The following is a 17,004-nucleotide window of genomic DNA, read 5'->3' as shown; positions in this document are numbered from 1 at the left end:
AAGAAAATCGGCTCCAACCTCGAAGCCACCGTCGCCCTGACCCTCCCCGCCGAAGGTTTCACGCACCCCGTCTTCAGCGATCCCGCCACCCTCCACGAATTCCTCATCCTCAGCGACCTCCAAATCACCCGCGGCAGCGAACTCGCCGCCGTCGTGACGGAATCCAGCCATCACAAATGCGCCCGCTGCTGGAAGCACCTGCCGGACGTCGGAACGCATGCCGATCACCCGACGCTTTGCGGACGATGCGTGGAGGCGGTGGGGGAAACAGGAGGCAGATAAGTCCTATCAGACGTTTAAATCGTTTTAAATTTAACTGATGGACCCTTTGCCTGCTAGCTTTCCACTTCAAGTCGTTGGCGTGGCTCCGATAGTGGCCGCTACCAGCCAAGAAGCTGCATTGTTGCGTCCGACTCGAATGCCCGAGTTTATCGATCTACAGATCAGCCACTATATTCGAACCGAGTTCTTTCTGAAACTATTAAAAACAAAGCAACTTCGTCTTGGGCGATTGGATGCCCAAACGAACGATCCAACGGATGGCTGTCTGCCCAAGGCCAATTTCGAGGCACCAAGCGGGTTAAATAAGCAGTTCTACAGTTGTTTCCCAACAGAGCGGGATCCGCAGATGCACGATGAACAACAACGAATTGCACGACAATTATCCTATATTCATTGTTGGTTCAAAGGACACGAAGAGTCGGCCGAAATGTGGAAGGTTTTCTGCTCTGACGGCGCAGGCGTTTGCATCAAGTCGACGACCAAGCTGCTGCTGAATTCTCTCTGTCGCGAATGGCCTCATGACCTGATCCTCCAGATGCATGAATGTCCTTACACTGATTGTACAGTGCAGACGCCCGAGTTTTTGCCCAACACGGCCTCAGTTCGGAAGGATAGTCACTTCGCTAATCAACAAGAAGTCCGGATATTAGCTCAGGTGGATGTATCCAAGGGATCTGCGCCACTACCTGGACCAGATTGCAAGCTTGTTCCGGTCGATTTGGATGTGTTGCTACAGGGTCTCGTCATTGGCCCGTCAATACAGCCTGAAAATGAGCGAACGATTCGAGAGGCAATTATTGAAAGAGGAATCAAGGCCAATGTTTTGAATTCGAGTCCATTGCTCCCAATGTAAGTGTATGAGTTTTCAGTCGTCTAGAATTGAAGCGACAGGGGCGTTGGCCGACAACACCAACGCAAAGTTAAATTGCAAGCAGCATCCGTTTAGAATGCGGATTGATCGCATCCTGTTTTCATCTGGTGGTATCTCTGAGCTGAGAGGCTGGGTTCATCATGGATATGTCGAAGTTGGATCAAGTATCCTGATCAAAACTCCAGACACACGCAGCCCCGCGAAGATTGTTGCAATTTCTGTAGAGGGATTGCCAAGCGAGGAACTCCTCGGAGGCTGTTTTGCTGATATTACGTTATCGCATGGTGCTGAAGTACCCATAAATGCAACACAAGAGATTTGCGACCCAGAGAGCCTTGATGTCCAGCTCAAATGGGAACAAGCCCGTGCACGATTCGCTCTGTTTGGACGGGCATCCAAGCTTCGGGACTGTGAGCTGTTTCGCTTGCGACAACAGTTGTTGGCGAACCTCGAGATCCTGTGTTCTCGTGGCACACCTCGTCAGTTTGAAGTCCTAATCACAGAGTTGCTGAATCGCCAAGGTTTTAGCACAAAGCTGACGCCGCCCACTAATGACGGTGGTAGAGATGTCGAGTGTCAACGAGACGGGGAATCGCTATATGTCGAGTGCAAGTTATTCGCCCCAACCGCCAAAGTTGGTCGGCCACACATTCAAAAACTTGTCGGTGCCATGGCTGCAGACGGCATAAAAAAAGGCATATTTGCGGCAACTTGTGGTTTTACAGCTCAAGCCAGAGAGTATGCAGTGAAGGCAGGCATCGAGGTATGGGATATCTACCGGCTGAGTGATTTGTTAGATGAGTGGTTCCCCGAGAAAATCCAGCCGTTGATCTACAACGCAATGTGCTTGGAGTGCGGGAAACTCGTTGAATTTGCCCTGAAGGAAGCGTTTCATCGGGTCAAAACCTGTCCAAACGGTCACAGCGTGGAGAAAACCATATCGATCAAGGATGCGATGCCAGACGCAACGCCTCCATGACATTGAGAAATGGCGACCAGCTACCCTCCACGGGGGGATGACGTCAGGGCAACAAATCGACAAGCGACAGGTAATCACCTCTCAGCCCCATCCCAATCGCTCCGCCTGTTCGCGCCACCCGCCCACGACCTCCCGGCGTGCTCGTTCCGGTCTGGCGCTGCTGTGAACGGACGAATTTGAATCGCTAATTAGACGCTGATGTGACGCTAATCCCCAACCTCTGGCTTGGGATTCATTAGCGTCTGATTAGCGTCCCATCAGCGGTTCAAACCTGCATCTCCCGTCTCCCGTGGCTTCAGAAAACTCTTTTCCAGGCGGAAGGGAATGTCCCCCGACCTCGGAAAAGAGTTTTCCAGCCTGTGTCCAGATCGCCGACTCCTCAGACAAGAGTTTTCCGGCAGGTGATCTCTGGGATCACCCCTTGGAAAAGAGTTTTCCAAGGCCTGCCCACTTTGCCTACCCCGCAGAAAAGAGTTCGCCGAGGGGTGACTATCCGGTTCACCCTCCGGAAAAGAGTTTTCCAGCGTGTGACCAGATCACCCACCCCTCAGAAAAGAGTTTTCCAGCTGGTGAGCCGTTGGACCACCCCGTGGAAAACAGTTTTCCAGACCCGCCGGACCTTCCTTTCCCTCCAGAAAACTCTTGGCTCTAGAATGAGGAGGTCGCTTTCCCCTCGCAAAACTGTCCAGCGCACCTTCACCACCCGGCCTCCCCGGCGTGCTCGTTCCGGCTGGAGCGCGAATGCTTGCGATTCGTATCGGGCCTTTTATACACAGCCCTGCGCATCTCCGGCCGCAGTGTCATCGATTCAACCCTCAAGGCTCTCACCATGCTCAATCGCGCTCGTCTTTTTGGAATTGTGGCCTGTGGCATCATGCTCGGAGCATCCTGTTCGACCCATGGCAATAAGACGGGTGCTCCCGCACTTCGTGTGAAGCCCAATGCCACAGGTTTGGAGATTGGAGCGATGCGGACACATGGCCCGGAGAATTTCTTGGGTAGCGGACCTCCCAACATTTCGTCAGGAGTGACAGCCACGCTCAAACGAAAAAAGAATCTGCATAATCAGGAGGCCTGCTACTTCATCAAAGCTCCCGGGAAGTTCCAAGTCGTGAGCATGGAAGGCCCGGGGGCTGCCAACTACCCGGCTTTGATGAGCACTTGGCGCGGCCTGTTTGACGCTGACTTAAATTCTGGATCGACCGCCAGAACAACCCTGTATCAAAAGCAGTTGAGCGAGATTCCTTGGATGAACGCCGGGCGCGCCTTCCACGCCAAACTTCGTTCCAGAACCTTTCCATGGGGAAGGGCTCTCCTGTTTCTCACGACCTACACGCAGGGACCCGGGCCAGGACCGGTGAACAATGACATGCTGGTATTGGTGGTGCAGGGCTTCACGCATGACGGCCGGTTTGCCGTGAACGGCAGGTTTGAAATCCATCACCCCCAACTGCCCGACTCAGCGGACGAGAAGCCCCGTGTTGAAAAACACTTCTTCGATCTGGATGAGCCGGGTGATGCCGCCGAGAAATGGCTGGATGCCCAACCAGACGAATCTTTTGATCCATCGCTTCAGGACTACGAGGCCTTTCTCTCGGCCCTGGAGATTAAGTAGGGCATCAGGGTGCAACCCATAGGCAAGCGGCAAGCAATCTCCTCTCAGCCACGTCCCAATCACACCGCCTGTTCGCACCACCTGCCTCCGACCTCCCGGCGTGCTCGTTCCGGCTCCGCCGCGAAATCTCCCAGCAGCCCAGCATGGAAGCACCGCGAGAGATGAGAAGACCGCAGAGATGAGCTTTGAAATGGATTTCTCTGCGGTTTTCTCACCTCTTGCGGTGTGATCGGTTTGGAGCCGTCAAAGCCACGCCACGCTTACAAATCCTCAAACGCGGCACGATACGTCTCCGGGTGGCGGGCGCTGTGCAACAAGGCTCCGAAGTAGAGCAGATCGTCCTCCACCAGATAATAGATGATGTAGGGGAAACGGGGAACAAGGCAACGGCGCACGCGCCCCTCCAACACACGCCAGCGCAGTGGATCGGCGGCAATCTCCAAGCAGGCGCTTTCCACGGTCTGCACAAAGCGGCGGCCCAGTTCCTTTCCTTCGGCGCTGTAGCGCCCGGTGACGCAGCACAGCTCCGCCTGGAAGTGCTCCGAATACACCACCTTCATGCTACGAGCGCCTTGGCAGCCGCAAACACGTCGTCGTGGCTCAATCCGCGCTCACGTCCGGCCTTGAACGCCTCAAAGCGCCGCTCGACCTCGGCAGCGATGGTGGCGTCGTTTTCCCACTGCGCCGGTAAATCCGCATCCACCGTCTCCCAGATGATTTCCGCCAGGAAACGCCGTTCCTCCGAGGGAAGGCGAGCGGCTTGAGCAAAGAGTTCTTGGGTAGCCATGGTGCAGGATGGTAACGGATCGTGCTTGGAATGCCAAGCGTGGAATTGGGAGCGGTTCAAAAGTGAGCCGTGCGTGTCGCGTTTCCTTCAACAAAATCCCGCGACGGTCAATCTCCTCTCAGCCACGTCCCAAAGGCTCCGCCTGTTCGCGCCACCCGCCCCCGACCTCCCGGCGTGCTCGTTCCGGCTCCGCCGCGAAATCTCCCAGCATGGAAACACCGCAAGCTCTGGAGCGCAGCGGAAGCAGCCGAAGGCAATTTAGAAAACCGCAGAGATGAGTTTTCTGAATGTCTCTGCGGTTTTCTCATCCCCGCCTGCATCGCTGAGCGAAGCACTGCGGGGAGGTCTCGCGATGTTTTGTTCCGGGGTTTGGCACCACTTGAATCGTCCTGAAGTCGGCATTGCCAAAAAGCCCCGGAAGAGTCATTCTTGACCGCATGAATCCGCGAATCACCGCCGCACTCACCACCGAGCCGCCGAAGGGGCTGCTGGCGCAGTCGCTGACCTTGGCGGCCAACGCCGACGCGACGGATGAGAGCTGGCAGGGCACCTTTGGCTGGGCGAAGAACAATCCCGACTACGACGCCGCCATGAAACTCGGCGAGCAGTGGCGACAGGACGTGAACCGCCAGTCTCTGGAGGAGATGGATCGTCGCGATGGTCATTCTTGATACCAACCACTATTCCGAACTGGATCGTGGCTCGCAGGCCGGAGCGCTTCTCCGTGAGCGTTTGATCAGTCGTGGTGAGCAACCCTGGCTGACTGTGATGACCGCCGAGGAAGTGTTGCGCGGTCGGCTGGCCCAGATCGCCGCCGAAAAAGACCGGCTGCTCGTGCATTACGATCTCTTTCTCAACGGCCTGCTCACCCTCGCCAAATGGCGGTTCCTGCCCTGGACACAAGCCGCACAGGACACTTTCGACATGCTGCACTTCCAACGCGTGCGCATCGGCACCATGGATCTGCGCATCGCCAGCCTCGCCCTGACTCACAACACGCTCCTGCTTTCTCGCAATCTGGTCGATTTCCAAAAGGTGCCGGGACTGCGGGTGGAGAACTGGCTGGATTGATGCGTGGGGTGCTGCTTGCGCGTTGTCCCGAGTCTTGACATGGCGTGCCGTTTTGAGGCATTCTCTGCGAAAAGCCAGTTCATCCGCTATGCATGCGCCGCACCTCACCCTGACGCTGTTTCTTTCCACCTGCCTTCTGCTGCGTGCTGCGGAGCCTGCGCCTGCACCGCCGGTCTTGGACGCGCTGCCGCAGGAGATCGGCCAGTTCTACATTGATGCGAACTTTGTGTCCTGTTTTAGCACGGCGGAAGAACGCCAACTGGTGGATCTGGCGCTGCGACGCGGCGGAACGGACCAGGCACCGTCCGGCCGCCTGGGGATGGTGATGCGGATGACCCAACGCCTGCGCGAGTCCTTCCACGAGGTGGACCCCCAGTTTGTCCGCTGGGTGGGAGGGAACACCCAAGAGGACGGGCAGATGATCCAAGCCGTCTCCGTGCAGGAGGGCGCGAATGAAATCCGTGTGACCACCCAGATTTGGACCGTGGCCAAGGAGCGGAGCGTGCTGCTGGTCTCTCAATACGATCACCAAGAAGAAGCCCTGAAGACACTGGCCACCATCCAGCAGGGGAAATCACGCACGGAAGTGCATTTGTGGAAAAAACACGGCCCCCGCTGGCTGCGTGACGGCGCCGTGATCGTGCCGCTGAGGCTGGGTAAATGACATCAGGGCGCAACTCATAGACAAGCGACCGGCAATCTCCTCGCAGCCACGTCCCAATCGCTCCGCCTGTTTGCGCCACCCGCCCCCGACCTCCCGGCGTGCTCGTTCCGGCTCCGCCACGAAATCTCCCAGCAGCCCAGCATGGAAACACCGCGAGCTCTGGAGCGCAGCGGAAGCAGCCGAAGGCAATTTATAAAACCGCAGAGATGAGCTTTGAAAGGGTTTTCTCTGCGGTTTTCTCACCTCTTGCGGTGTGATCGGTTTGGAATCAGGAGCGGGATACGATTCCGTGGACATGCACTCCTGATCAGCCGCTTGCCGATCCAGCCGGTTTGCACTAGCCTCTGCGCATGAGCACGATTGACCTCGCCATCCAACGCGTTGCGGGCCTCGACGAGCAGCTTGCCTCCAAGCTGCTGGCTTGGCTCGATAGCCAGCAGGCAGCGAGACACGCCCCATCCAAGGAGTGTCCGCTCGGAGCGCGGGCGATGATCGGTTTTGCCCTGCGTGGCGGGCGCGCACCACGCGCCACGGCAGACTGGATGAAGGAACTGCGCGAGGGAGACGCGGACTGAGATGCCCTGGGTCATCGACACTTGCCTCCTCATCGACATCGCGGATGCCGATCCGCAGTTTGCGACCGCCTCGGCTCGATGCCAAACGGCCCGAAGGGCTGGTGATCTCGCCCATCACCTATGCGGAACTGGCTCCCGTCTTTGATGGCGATGCCGCCCGGCAGGAACTCTTTCTCTACCATCTGCAAGTCTCGTGGTCAGAGGCGTGGACACGAACAGAAACACTCGCAGCCCATGCCGCCTGGCATCGTTATGTCCAAAGCCGCTGCCTGCAACGCATCCCCAAACGCCCGATGGCAGACATTCTCATAGGAGCCTTCGCCGAACGTTTCGATGGCCTGCTCACACGCAACGAGAGCGACTTCCGCAGTGTGTTTCCCACAATGCCAATCCTCGTGCCGTAGGCGCTTATTGACTAGCGACGTCAATCTCCTCTCAGCCACGTCCCAATCGCCTCGCCTGCACCCGGCATGTGCTTCATGCTGCAACCCCGGGTGGCCGAATGGCTCCACGGCTCACAGCTTGAATCCCTGGGCGTTAAACGCACGAAGAGATGGCGCACCTCCTGCCTTGGCATTAACTGATGCTCCCCAAATGCTTATGAAGACACTGACCACCCTGCTCCTGACCCTTTCATGTCTCGTTTCTTCAGTGTTTGGAGGCACGCTGACTGAAACGGAAGCCGACGACCTCAAGAAAGACATCAACTCCATGATGAAGTTGTTTGAGAGCGGAAACGCCCAGGCGCTGATCGACCACACTCACGAAGTCATCTTTGAACTGGCCGGCGGGAAAGAGGCGTTTGAGGCGCTCACGAAGGAGGCGGTCGCGCAGGTGATGAAGTCGGGGGTCAAGTTTTTGGAATCTGAACTGGGAACTCCCACCGAGGTTCATCCCGCCGGAAAGTATGAGGTCTGTTTCGTTCCCCGGACGTCGGTCATGGAATTCCAAGGGCGCAAGGTGAAGAGCGTGGCGTTTATGATCGCCGCGAGAACCCCGGGAACGAAGACCTGGAAGTATCTGGATGGCTCCAGCCTGCGCGAGAATCCAGAGATGCTCGGCAAGCTGTTCCCAGATCTGGACCCCAAGGTCGTCCTGCCGACCAACACGGTGGATGTGTTGTAAGGTGTGACGGGTCATGCGTGGGGAAACGACGCCAGGGGGCAGTCGGCTGACATCTCAGTTGTCTCACTTTGGATGGCCGTGGCAAGGCGGAGATGCGCCGCAGAGAGGGGAGAACGCGGAGGTCGGATGAAAGGTAACACTCTGTGTATGACATGCTGCGCTTTGAGCAGATCAAACACCTCAAGCTCAACGCCACAGCGTGAGCAGTGCCCAGATCAGGCCGTTAGCGATGGGAAACGCCTCCAAACATCCCCAATCGATTCATTGAGTGCCCATCATCCAAACAGCGCGGCCACCGCCTTGCCGCCATCCGTGATCGGGACAGGGCGTGTGCCGTCCATGAGTTCCTTGCTTGGATCAATGCCCATAGCGGCGTGAATGGTGGCGTGGAAATCGACGAGTGGCACGGGGTTCTCGACGGGCTTCTTGGCGAGTTCATCGGTGACGCCATACGCACCGCAGTGGTTGAGTCCACCACCGGCGAGCACCATCGAGAAAGCAGTGCCCTGATGTCCGCGTCCTCCGCGACCATCGAACTCCGGCGGACGACCGAACTCGGTGCCGACGACGATGAGCGTCTTATCGAGAAGCTTCTTATCCTTCAAGTCGCGGATCAGCGCTGACAAAGCCGTGTCGAGTTCCTGGATCAGCAGATGCTGATTCTTGTAGCCTTCGTTGTGAATGTCCCAGCCCGTGCCGTTCATGAAGTTGAGATTGTGCGACACCTCGATGAAGCGCACGCCAGCCTGAACGAGGCGACGTGAAAGCATGCAGCGCTGGCCGAACTCGCCGCCGTAGTCGTTGCGCAGTGTGTCGGGCTCTTCCTTGAGATTGAAGTGGCGCATGAACTTCGGTCCGGCGAGGCGCAGTGCTTCTTGCTGGGCCATTTCATAGTCGGCGGCGGCGGAACCCTTCGAAGTACGTGCCATCAGCGGCTTCAGAAGCTGATGACGAATCTCCGCACGCTTTTCATCGACGTAAGCCGGGCGCGTGAAGCCCGCAGGGCCGGTATTCGTGTCGGTGAGGTAAACGTAGCCGCTCTTCGCGCCGAGGAAGCCCGGTCCACGGCTCACGTTCGGATAACCAATGAGAATATATGCAGGCACGTCCGTGCTGGCCGCACCACGCTGATTGGCGATGATCGAGCCGATGCTCGGATAAACGACATTGCCGGAGATCATGCGGCCCGTGTGGACGATGTTCGTGGCGAAGGCGTGCTCGTCGATGACGTGATGGTTCACCGTGCGCATCACCGTGACATGTTCCATCACCTTCGCAGTCTTGCTCAGATGCTCGGTCACCTGCACACCTTTGACCGTGGTGTCGATGGCCTTGTAGAGCGAACCCGCCTTCTGGGGCTTGCCCAGATTGTCGCCGAGCTTCTTCGGGTCAAAGGTGTCGATCTGCCCCATGCCACCGCCGAGCCAGATGAAGATGCAATGCTCCGCCTTGCCCTTCGGCGTGTGGATGGGCGTGTTGTTGGCAAACAAAGGCGCGGCGCCAAAGGCAGCAGCGGAGGTGAGGAAAGAGCGGCGTTTCATGATGGGAAGAGTTTCAGGTTTCAGGTTCAATGTTTCAAGTTCTTGCCATTACGGGCTGAAGGCCCACTCGGGGGCGTTGAGCATGGCCCAGAGGATGTCTTCGAGGCGCTGGCGCCAATCGGCGTTCAGGCGGTCGGTGGGTTTGTCACCGGCGCGGGCGGCGGCTTCCTGGGCCATGCGGACGTTGGTGGCTTCGGCGTCGAGATGGTTGGACCAGCTCACATAAGGAGTGCGTGTGCGGGTGGATTTGGAATCGGCGACCTTGGTTGTGCTGATGCGTGATTCGTAGCCTTCGGAGAGATGCTTGGCGTAAAGCTCGCGCTCTTCGGCGCTGGGATGGCGGGTGAGGAGCTTCAAGAACAGGCGGTCAAGGAATTGGTCAAGGCTCTGGTCAAGAAGGGCGAGCTGGGTGACGCCGTGGTCGTCGCTCAAACGGGTGAGCCAGATGCCGACGGTGCCGTTGCTGAGGATGGCGGGCTGGAGGACGTTCGGATCAGCATCGCGTTTGCTGGTGGGGTCCTGACGGGCACCGCGCCAGCCAAAAGCGCCGAGAACGTCGGTGACGGCCTGGATGCGAGGGAGATTGAGGCTGGGACGGTCGCGCTCGTTGCTGGTGCTGGTGAGCATCCAACTGCGATGTGGTTTGCCGAGATGGATGGCGTTTTTGAGGTCGCGTGTGTTGTCGATGTCGAGGCAGACTTCTTCCGTGCGGAAAGGTTTGCCGGTGGCGGCGAAGAGGCTGTCCACGATCTGCTCGGCATAAAGGCGGCGCGGTGCGGGGCTGGTGTAGAGCGGGCTGGTTTCCTTCAAAGCACTGTCAGTGGCACGCTGATACGCATTCGAGGTGAGAATGATGCGGGCGAGCTTCTTCACGTCGTAACCACCGCGCACGAATTCACGGCCAAGCCACTTCAGCAACTCGGGATGCGTGGCCTTGCCTTTCTCCCAATCATCGACGGGATCGACGATACCACGGCCCATGAACCGGGACCAGATGCGGTTGGCGATGACCTGCGCAAAGCGCTCGTTTTGCGGCGCGGTGATCATGGTGGCGAGTTGGTCGCGCGTGTCTTTTGGATCTCCAGCAAGCGAGGCAGCGGTCTCATCGCAAAACTCGGCGAAGGGCCACTTCGGCTGCACTTTGGTGCCGGGCTTGAGCGAGACCGTAATAAGCGGCTTGCGGGCCATCATCTTGAAGCGGTCGGGGTTCACGCTGCTGGTCATCGGCAGTTCGATTTCCTTCGTGCCGAGCATGGCAGCGAGCTGGAAGAGATCTTCCTGCATGGACTTGTTCGTGGGTGAGTCGTGGCAGCGGGCGCACTTCATTTCCACGCCGAGGAAGGCGGCGCTGACGATGGTTCCCTTCGCAGCCATCGGCACGTCATTCTGTGAAGCGGTGCCAAATCCAGCCGGTCCACCGAGACGCTCGCTGCCTTTCTGGCGCAGCAGTTCGGTGACGAAGAAATCCATGGGCTTGTTGTCCTTCAGCGACTCGTAGAGCCACCAGCGGAAGGGCCCGGTGTTGTTGAGTGTGGGGTTGAGGATGTTGGGATTCTCGGCCAGCACATCCTGCCAGTAGCCCATCCAATGATCGGCCCAGCGTGAGTCGGCGAGGAGCTTGTCGATCACTGCGGTGCGATCTGGATTCTTCTGGAAAGCAGCGATCTCCTCCAGCGATGGCACGACGCCGATGGTGTCGAGCGTGACGCGGCGCAGGAAGGTGAGGTCGTCAGCAGGCTGCGTGAGCGTGAGGTGGTCCGCTTTGATCTCGGGCCAGTTCGCGCCTTCTTCGATCCACTTGGTGAGCAGAGCGACCTGATCTTTGCTCAAGCGCTCACCTTTGGGCGGCATCATGTCGTCTTCGTCATCGGAAAGGATGCGCGTGAGCAGGGCGCTACTCTTCGGTTTGCCAGGCTCGATGGCTGCGCCATCGGATTCGCCGCCTTTGAGCGCATCGGCGAGCGCATCGAGCTTCAGGCCGCCTTTGGCCTTGGCGCCGCGATGGCATTCGATGCACTTCGTTTCGAGCAGGGGCTGGATGTCTTTGAAGAAGTCGATGCTGCCTTTGTGCGCGGCTTGATCGGAGACTGCGGCGATCTTGGCGGCGATGAAGTTGTCGATGGCGTTGCCTTTTGGGAAGCCTTTGCGCAGCTCGGGCACTTTGACTTCCTCGGACTTCGCGAGCCACTGCTTGGCGGCATCGCGACGCTTTGACCAGTAGCCATCAAACTGCGCGCGCATGGCGGCACGGGCTTTGGCATTCACCTGATCGTAGTGCGCGGTGCGCTCGGTTTCATAAGCAGCCCAGCCAGCGTCCGTGTAAGGCACTTCGCGTTTGCCGGGTGTGAGCAGCTTCCACGACTCGCTGCCTTCAGGCGACCAAGCGACGACGGTTTCGCCAAGCTCAGGACGGCGGACGGCTTTGCCCGCGTAGCTGCCGACCAGCGTCTCCAGCACAATGAACTGCGGCTTGCCAGTGCCGACGATCTCGCACCAGGATTCGCGATTGCCGGGCGGCACAAAGCGGAAATCGGGACCGAGATCGAGGTAGTCTTTTTGATCGGCCACGAGATGATGACCATCGCTGTCGTTCGGAGGGAAAGGCGTGTTGAGGATCGTCTTGCCATCGAGATAGAGATTGGTGGCACCACGAGCGCGCAGCAGCAGGCGATGCTTGCCTTTCGGGAAAGTCACGCTCGCGGCGGCACGCAGCAGGAAGGGCACATGACGCTCACCGCGCACGCCGGTATCGACATACTTCTGCGGCACATCGAGGAAGCCGAAAACGTCTTCCGTGTAGGTCTCGCCGACTTTCGGCGGCTCGCTGGGCCAAGCGCTGGCGTCGGGCATGCCTTCCTCGGCGAGTTGCACGAGCACACGGCCAGCAGGCACGTCTTTCTTCGCGACGGGCGGAGGCGGTGGCACGAAACGATAGCGCGACTTCAGTGTGTCGAGGTCGATAGGCCCGCGATAGATGGCCACGTCGTCGAGCCAGCCATTGAAGGAGTGCGAGGCGGCACGAGTGTAACCTGAACCAATGAGCAAGGCATCGCCATCTGTCACCGGTGCACGATCCGTGGCACCGCCGATGTCCCAATCGCCATCTGTTTCAAGGCCGTCGATGTAGCCCTTGATGCTCTTCGGTTTACCGAAAGTGTAGGTGACGGCGATGTGATGCCAGCCTGTATTTGGCAGCGTGGCTTTCGACCACCAGCGATGCCAGTCGCTCTTCTCACCGCCGGGCACGCTGGCACTGGCAAAGAGGAAACCGATCTGCGCGCCGCTTTTGCCTGCTTGCAGGCGCAGCGCGTAGTTTTGATTGTTCACGCCGAACTCCTTGGTGCCCAGCCGGCCCTTGCCGATGATGTAGGGCGCGCCGGAGAGGTTCGCGGGTTTCACCCAGGCTTCGAGCGTGATCGTGTCGTTAAGGCCGAAGCGCAGCGCCTCGCTGTCCTTCACCTCGACGGCGGATTTCTTGCCATCGCCGGTGAAAAGCATGGCCGTGTTGGTTTCAGCAAAGCCGGGGTAGGTCGGTGCGCGCGGGCCTGGCTCTTTTTGGTCGTCAAAACGCCACTGCATGACCGGCACGAGCTTCGGCTTGTCCGAGACATCGTTGCCCGCGTTGCTGTCGTTTTGGGCGATGGCGGCGGATGTGAGAAAGAGGGTGCTGAGGAGGACGGAGCGCGTCATGCCATCATTAACGGCGGTTTGAAGGCTCTTTCAGCACCCTGGGCACCCCACTTTCGTGAGGGGCGACTGGCGGGAGCATGGCCTGCGGTTTCACGGGCTGAAGGCCCACTCGGGGGCGTTGAGCATGGCCCAGAGCACGTCTTCCATTCGGCTGCGCCAGGTGGCGTCGAGTTTTTCGGTGGGGGGATCGCCTCGGCGGGCGGCTTTTTCCTGCTCGACCCTCACGACGTTGGCTTCGTCGTTCACATGGTTGGACCAACTGACGTATTTTTCGCGGACGCGGGGGCTTTGAGGTTTCGAGTTTGAGGTTTCAAGTTTCAAGACTCGCGTGTCGTAGCCAGGAGCGAGATGTTTGGTGTAGAGCTCGCGCTCTTCAGTCGTGGGATGGCGGGTGAGGAGTTTCAGGAAGAGGCGGTCGATGAATTGATCGAGGGTTTGTTCCTTCAAGGCGAACTCGGTGATGCCATGATCGTCGCTCAAGCGGGTGAGCCAGATGCCGAGGGTGCCGTTGCTTAGGATGGCGGGCTGGAGAACGTTGGGCTCGGTGTCGCGTTTGCTGACAGGATCCTGCCGTGCGCCACGCCAACCGAACGCGGCGAGCACGTCGCTCACGGCCTGAATGCGTGGCAGGGCCAGGCTGGGGCGGTCGCGCTCATTGCTGGTGCTGGCGAGCATCCATGAGCGATGTGGTTTGCCGAGATGGATGGCGTTTTGGATTTCGCGGGTGTTGTCGATGTCGAGGCAGACTTCCTCGGTGCGGAAAGGTTTGCCTGTGGCGGCGAAGAGGCTGTCCACGATCTGCTCGGCCTGCCAACGGCGCGGCGCGGGGCTGGTGAAGAGCGGGCTGGGTTGTTTCAGCGCGGGGTCGGTGGCGCGTTGATAGGCGTGGCTGTTCAAGATGAGACGGGCGAGATGTTTCATGTCGTAACCGCTGCGCACGAGTTCACGACCGAGCCATTGCAGCAACTCGGGATGCGTGGGCCTGCCTTTTTCCCAGTCTTCGACCGGCTCCACCATGCCGCGCCCCATGAAGCGGGACCAGATGCGATTGGCGATGACCTGCGCGAAGCGCTCGTTCTGCGGCGCGGTGATCATGGCGGCGAGGGCATCGCGCGTGTCTTTCGGATCTTCGGCGAGCTGCACGGCGGCTTCGTCGCAAAACTCGGCGAAGGGCCACTTCGGCTGCACTTTGGTGCCGGGCTGGAGCGTGACCTGAATAAGCGGCTTGCGACCACCGACGTGGATCTTGTCCATCGGCACGCTGCTGGTCTTTGGCACTTCGATTTCTTTCGTGCCGAGCATGGCGGCGACTTCGAAGAGGTGCTGCTGGAGTGATTTACCCGTGGGCGAGTCGTGGCATCGGGCGCACTTCATTTCCACGCCGAGAAAGGCCGCGCCGATGATCGTGCCCTTGGCCGCCATCGGCACATCGTTTTGTGAGGCGGTGGCAAAGCCGGCCGGTCCGCCGAGTCGCTCGCTGCCGCGCATGCGCAGGAGTTCGGTGACGAAGAAGTCCATGGGCTTGTTGTCCTTCAACGACTCGTAAAGCCACCAGCGGAAGGGCCCGGTGTTGTTGAGCGTGGGGTTGAGGATGTTCGGATTTTCCGCCAGCACATCCAGCCAGTAGCCCATCCAGTTGTCAGCCCAGCGTGGGTCCTTGAGGAGCGTGTCGATCACGGCGGCGCGGTTGAGAGTATTTGCGGGCTTTAGCCCGTCTTCAGGTGCGGACGGGCTAAAGCTCGGGATTACTCTCTCAATCTCCGCGAGCGACGGAGGCACTCCGACCGTGTCGATGTAAACGCGGCGCAGGAAGGTCAGATCGTCGCTCAAAGGAGTGAGCGTGAGGTGATCGGCGCGGATGTCTGGCCAGTGTGCGCCTTCTTTGATCCATTGCGTGAGAAGCTTGATTTCTACTTTGGTTAGCGGTTTGCCTTTCGGTGGCATGATCTCGTCTTCATCGTCGGTGGTGATGCGCGCAATGAGTTCGCTGGCGTCAGGATGGCCGGGTTTGATGGCGGCGGCAGCGTCCGCGAGGGAGTCCAGCTTCAAATCGCCTTTGGCCTTCGTTCCGCGATGGCATTCGGTACACTTGGCTTCGAGGATTGGCTGGATGTCTTTGAAGTAGTCAATGCTGCCTTTGTGCGAGTCCTGCGCCTTCACCCCATTGATGCGTGTGGCGATGAAATGGTCGATTTCGTTGCTGGCAGGGAAGTTTTTTGGCAGTTCCGGCACCTGAACGGGCTTTGTCTTTGCCACCCACGCTTTCGCAGCCTCGCGGCGCTTACTCCAATAAGGATCGGACTTCGCACGCAGTTCGGCACGCTTCTTCGTGTTGATGACGTCGTAGTGAGCGCTGCGTTCCTTTTCGTATTCGGCCCAGGCTGCGTCGTTGTAAGGCACCACTCGTTTTCCTGGTGTGACGAGCTGCCAGGTCACCGTGCCTTGCTTTGACCAAGCGACGACGGTTTCGCCGAGTTCGGGTCTGCGGATGTTTTTGCCGATGTAGCTGCCCACGAGGGTCTCCAGCACGAAAAACTGCGATTTGCCCGTGCCTTCGAACTCGCACCACGATTCGCGATTCCCCGGCGGGGCGAATCGGAAGTCGGGACCAAGATTGAGATACTCATTTTGTTCGGCCACGAGATGATGACCGCTGCTGTCGCTCGGCGGGAATGGCGTGGTGAGCACGGTTTTGCCGTCGATGTGGAGATTCGTGGCACCCCGAGCACGCAGCAGCAGGCGATGCTTTCCTTTCGGAAACGTCACGCTGGCCGCAGCTCGAAAAAGGAAGGGCACATGGCGATCTCCGCGCACACCTGTTTCCACATACTTCTGCGGCACATCCAGGAAGCCGAACACGTCCTCCGTGTAGGTTTCACCGACTTTCGGCGGTTCATTCGGCCACGCGTTTGCATCCGGCATGCCTTCCTCGGCGAGTTGAACGAGCACCCGGCCCGCAGGCACATCCTTTTTCGCAATCGGCGGCGGTGGCTGGACGAACTGATATTTCGACTTCAGCGCCTCGATGTCGATGGGGCCTCGGTAGATGGCCACTTCATCGAGCCAGCCGTTGAACGAGTGCGGTGAGGTCAGGTTGTAACCGCTGCCGAGCACCAGCGCGTCGCCATCCGTCACCGGCGCACGATCCGTCGCGCCGCCCGCGTCCCAGACGCCATCGGTGGGACGTCCGTCGATGAAGCCCTTGATGCTCTCCGGTTTTCCAAAGGTGTAGGTCAGCACGATGTGATGCCAGCCCTGGAGCGTCATCGTGTTGTTCGACCACCAGCGATGTCCGTCGCCCTTTCGGCCCGGCTCGTCCGCGCTGTAAAAGAGAAAGCCGATCTGAGCGCCGCCGCCCTTCACCGTTTGCAGCCGCAGCGCGTAGTTCTGATTGCGATCCCCGAATTCTTTCGTCCCCAGCCGCCCTTTCCCGATGAGATAAGGCACGCCGCTGGCCTCAGGAGCCAAGACCCACGCCTCCAGCGTGATCGTGTCATGCAGCCCGAAGCGCAGTTCCGGTCTGTCCGCCACCTTCAGCGCCTTTTTGCCATCGCCGACGAAACGCATGGCCGTGTTTTCCTTCGGGAATGCGGGATAGCTCGGCGCACGCGGGCCGGCGTCTTTGGCATCGTCAAAACGCCACTGCATGACGGGCGTGGTGAGCGGCTTGTCCTGCGCATCATTGCCACCGCTGCTGTCGTTTTGGGCGAGTGCTGTGGTGGTGAGAAAAAGTATGCTGAGAAAAACGTGGCGCATCAGGCTCCCATTAACGGTCTCGGGGAGCATCTTTCAGCAATCACCACC

Annotated in this window: 15 protein-coding genes; 10 read left to right on the top strand and 5 right to left on the bottom strand. The window is 59.0% G+C overall.

The annotated features are described in order from the left end of the window. From ACILSI_RS21075 to ACILSI_RS21060, 4 genes are all read left to right on the top strand, one after another. On the top strand, positions 1 to 282 hold a 282-nt coding region (locus ACILSI_RS21075), incomplete at its 5' end, for a zinc finger domain-containing protein (protein WP_395723890.1). 37 nt (positions 283 to 319) lie between these two features. Next, on the top strand, positions 320 to 1,135 hold the full coding sequence (locus ACILSI_RS21070; RefSeq protein WP_395723889.1) for a hypothetical protein: 816 nt from the start codon (positions 320 to 322) through the stop codon (positions 1,133 to 1,135). 4 nt (positions 1,136 to 1,139) lie between these two features. Beyond that, entirely contained in the window at positions 1,140 to 2,132 is a 993-nt protein-coding gene (locus tag ACILSI_RS21065) for a restriction endonuclease (protein ID WP_395723888.1), read from the top strand. 829 nt (positions 2,133 to 2,961) lie between these two features. Next, positions 2,962 to 3,747 carry a hypothetical protein gene (locus ACILSI_RS21060; protein ID WP_395723887.1) on the top strand — a complete coding sequence of 262 codons (786 nt, stop codon included), beginning with the start codon at positions 2,962 to 2,964 and terminating at the stop codon, positions 3,745 to 3,747. Between the two features lie 260 nt (positions 3,748 to 4,007). Here ACILSI_RS21060 and ACILSI_RS21055 read toward each other — a convergent pair whose 3' ends face one another. Continuing rightward, entirely contained in the window at positions 4,008 to 4,307 is a 300-nt protein-coding gene (locus ACILSI_RS21055) for a type II toxin-antitoxin system RelE/ParE family toxin (RefSeq protein WP_395723886.1), read from the bottom strand. Further along, on the bottom strand, positions 4,304 to 4,534 hold the full coding sequence (locus ACILSI_RS21050) for an addiction module protein (RefSeq protein ID WP_395723885.1): 231 nt from the start codon (positions 4,532 to 4,534) through the stop codon (positions 4,304 to 4,306). Before ACILSI_RS21050 ends, ACILSI_RS21055 begins: the two co-directional genes overlap by 4 nt. Before the next feature lie 437 nt (positions 4,535 to 4,971). On the opposite strand from ACILSI_RS21050, the gene ACILSI_RS21045 reads away from it, so the two are divergent. From ACILSI_RS21045 to ACILSI_RS21020, 6 genes are all read left to right on the top strand, one after another. Continuing rightward, the gene (locus ACILSI_RS21045) at positions 4,972 to 5,205 is read left to right on the top strand and encodes a hypothetical protein (protein WP_395723884.1); all 234 of its coding nucleotides are present in this window, start codon (positions 4,972 to 4,974) and stop codon (positions 5,203 to 5,205) included. Continuing rightward, positions 5,192 to 5,605, top strand: coding sequence for a type II toxin-antitoxin system VapC family toxin (locus ACILSI_RS21040; protein WP_395723883.1), 414 nt, complete (start codon positions 5,192 to 5,194; stop codon positions 5,603 to 5,605). The genes ACILSI_RS21045 and ACILSI_RS21040 overlap by 14 nt, the downstream gene beginning before the upstream one ends. A gap of 88 nt (positions 5,606 to 5,693) precedes the next feature. Beyond that, positions 5,694 to 6,269 (top strand): hypothetical protein, encoded by a 576-nt coding sequence (locus ACILSI_RS21035; protein WP_395723882.1) that lies wholly within the window; start codon positions 5,694 to 5,696, stop codon positions 6,267 to 6,269. A gap of 350 nt (positions 6,270 to 6,619) precedes the next feature. Next, complete coding sequence (locus ACILSI_RS21030) at positions 6,620 to 6,844, top strand: hypothetical protein (protein WP_395723881.1); 225 nt, start codon at positions 6,620 to 6,622, stop codon at positions 6,842 to 6,844. Positions 6,845 to 6,888: 44 nt separating this feature from the next. Next, entirely contained in the window at positions 6,889 to 7,248 is a 360-nt protein-coding gene (locus ACILSI_RS21025; RefSeq protein ID WP_395723880.1) for a type II toxin-antitoxin system VapC family toxin, read from the top strand. Positions 7,249 to 7,366: 118 nt separating this feature from the next. Further along, positions 7,367 to 7,969, top strand: a complete 603-nt coding sequence (locus ACILSI_RS21020) for a hypothetical protein (RefSeq protein ID WP_395723879.1) — start codon at positions 7,367 to 7,369, stop codon at positions 7,967 to 7,969. A gap of 275 nt (positions 7,970 to 8,244) precedes the next feature. Here ACILSI_RS21020 and ACILSI_RS21015 read toward each other — a convergent pair whose 3' ends face one another. From ACILSI_RS21015 to ACILSI_RS21005, 3 genes are all read right to left on the bottom strand, one after another. Then, positions 8,245 to 9,510, bottom strand: coding sequence for a DUF1501 domain-containing protein (locus ACILSI_RS21015; RefSeq protein WP_395723878.1), 1,266 nt, complete (start codon positions 9,508 to 9,510; stop codon positions 8,245 to 8,247). Between the two features lie 48 nt (positions 9,511 to 9,558). Continuing rightward, on the bottom strand, positions 9,559 to 13,200 hold the full coding sequence (locus tag ACILSI_RS21010) for a DUF1553 domain-containing protein (RefSeq protein ID WP_395723877.1): 3,642 nt from the start codon (positions 13,198 to 13,200) through the stop codon (positions 9,559 to 9,561). Positions 13,201 to 13,290: 90 nt separating this feature from the next. Then, positions 13,291 to 16,956 carry a DUF1553 domain-containing protein gene (locus ACILSI_RS21005; protein WP_395723876.1) on the bottom strand — a complete coding sequence of 1,222 codons (3,666 nt, stop codon included), beginning with the start codon at positions 16,954 to 16,956 and terminating at the stop codon, positions 13,291 to 13,293. Between the last annotated feature and the right edge of the window lie 48 nt (positions 16,957 to 17,004).

Source organism: Prosthecobacter sp. (genome assembly GCF_044232965.1).
Lineage (GTDB): Bacteria > Verrucomicrobiota > Verrucomicrobiia > Verrucomicrobiales > Verrucomicrobiaceae > Prosthecobacter.
Note: the sequence above shows the minus strand (reverse complement) of the source record. Positions and strands in the feature narration are given on the sequence as shown.

Bases quoted from the DNA above. Each gene is read 5' to 3' on its own strand.
- ACILSI_RS21040 (WP_395723883.1), top strand. From the start codon at position 5,192: ATGGTCATTCTTGATACCAACCACTATTCCGAACTGGATCGTGGCTCG.
- ACILSI_RS21025 (WP_395723880.1), top strand. From the start codon at position 6,889: ATGCCGATCCGCAGTTTGCGACCGCCTCGGCTCGATGCCAAACGGCCC.
- ACILSI_RS21035 (WP_395723882.1), top strand. From the start codon at position 5,694: ATGCATGCGCCGCACCTCACCCTGACGCTGTTTCTTTCCACCTGCCTT.
- ACILSI_RS21010 (WP_395723877.1), bottom strand. From the start codon at position 13,200: ATGACGCGCTCCGTCCTCCTCAGCACCCTCTTTCTCACATCCGCCGCC.
- ACILSI_RS21060 (WP_395723887.1), top strand. From the start codon at position 2,962: ATGCTCAATCGCGCTCGTCTTTTTGGAATTGTGGCCTGTGGCATCATG.
- ACILSI_RS21050 (WP_395723885.1), bottom strand. From the start codon at position 4,534: ATGGCTACCCAAGAACTCTTTGCTCAAGCCGCTCGCCTTCCCTCGGAG.
- ACILSI_RS21055 (WP_395723886.1), bottom strand. From the start codon at position 4,307: ATGAAGGTGGTGTATTCGGAGCACTTCCAGGCGGAGCTGTGCTGCGTC.
- ACILSI_RS21070 (WP_395723889.1), top strand. From the start codon at position 320: ATGGACCCTTTGCCTGCTAGCTTTCCACTTCAAGTCGTTGGCGTGGCT.
- ACILSI_RS21030 (WP_395723881.1), top strand. From the start codon at position 6,620: ATGAGCACGATTGACCTCGCCATCCAACGCGTTGCGGGCCTCGACGAG.
- ACILSI_RS21005 (WP_395723876.1), bottom strand. From the start codon at position 16,956: ATGCGCCACGTTTTTCTCAGCATACTTTTTCTCACCACCACAGCACTC.
- ACILSI_RS21065 (WP_395723888.1), top strand. From the start codon at position 1,140: ATGAGTTTTCAGTCGTCTAGAATTGAAGCGACAGGGGCGTTGGCCGAC.
- ACILSI_RS21045 (WP_395723884.1), top strand. From the start codon at position 4,972: ATGAATCCGCGAATCACCGCCGCACTCACCACCGAGCCGCCGAAGGGG.
- ACILSI_RS21015 (WP_395723878.1), bottom strand. From the start codon at position 9,510: ATGAAACGCCGCTCTTTCCTCACCTCCGCTGCTGCCTTTGGCGCCGCG.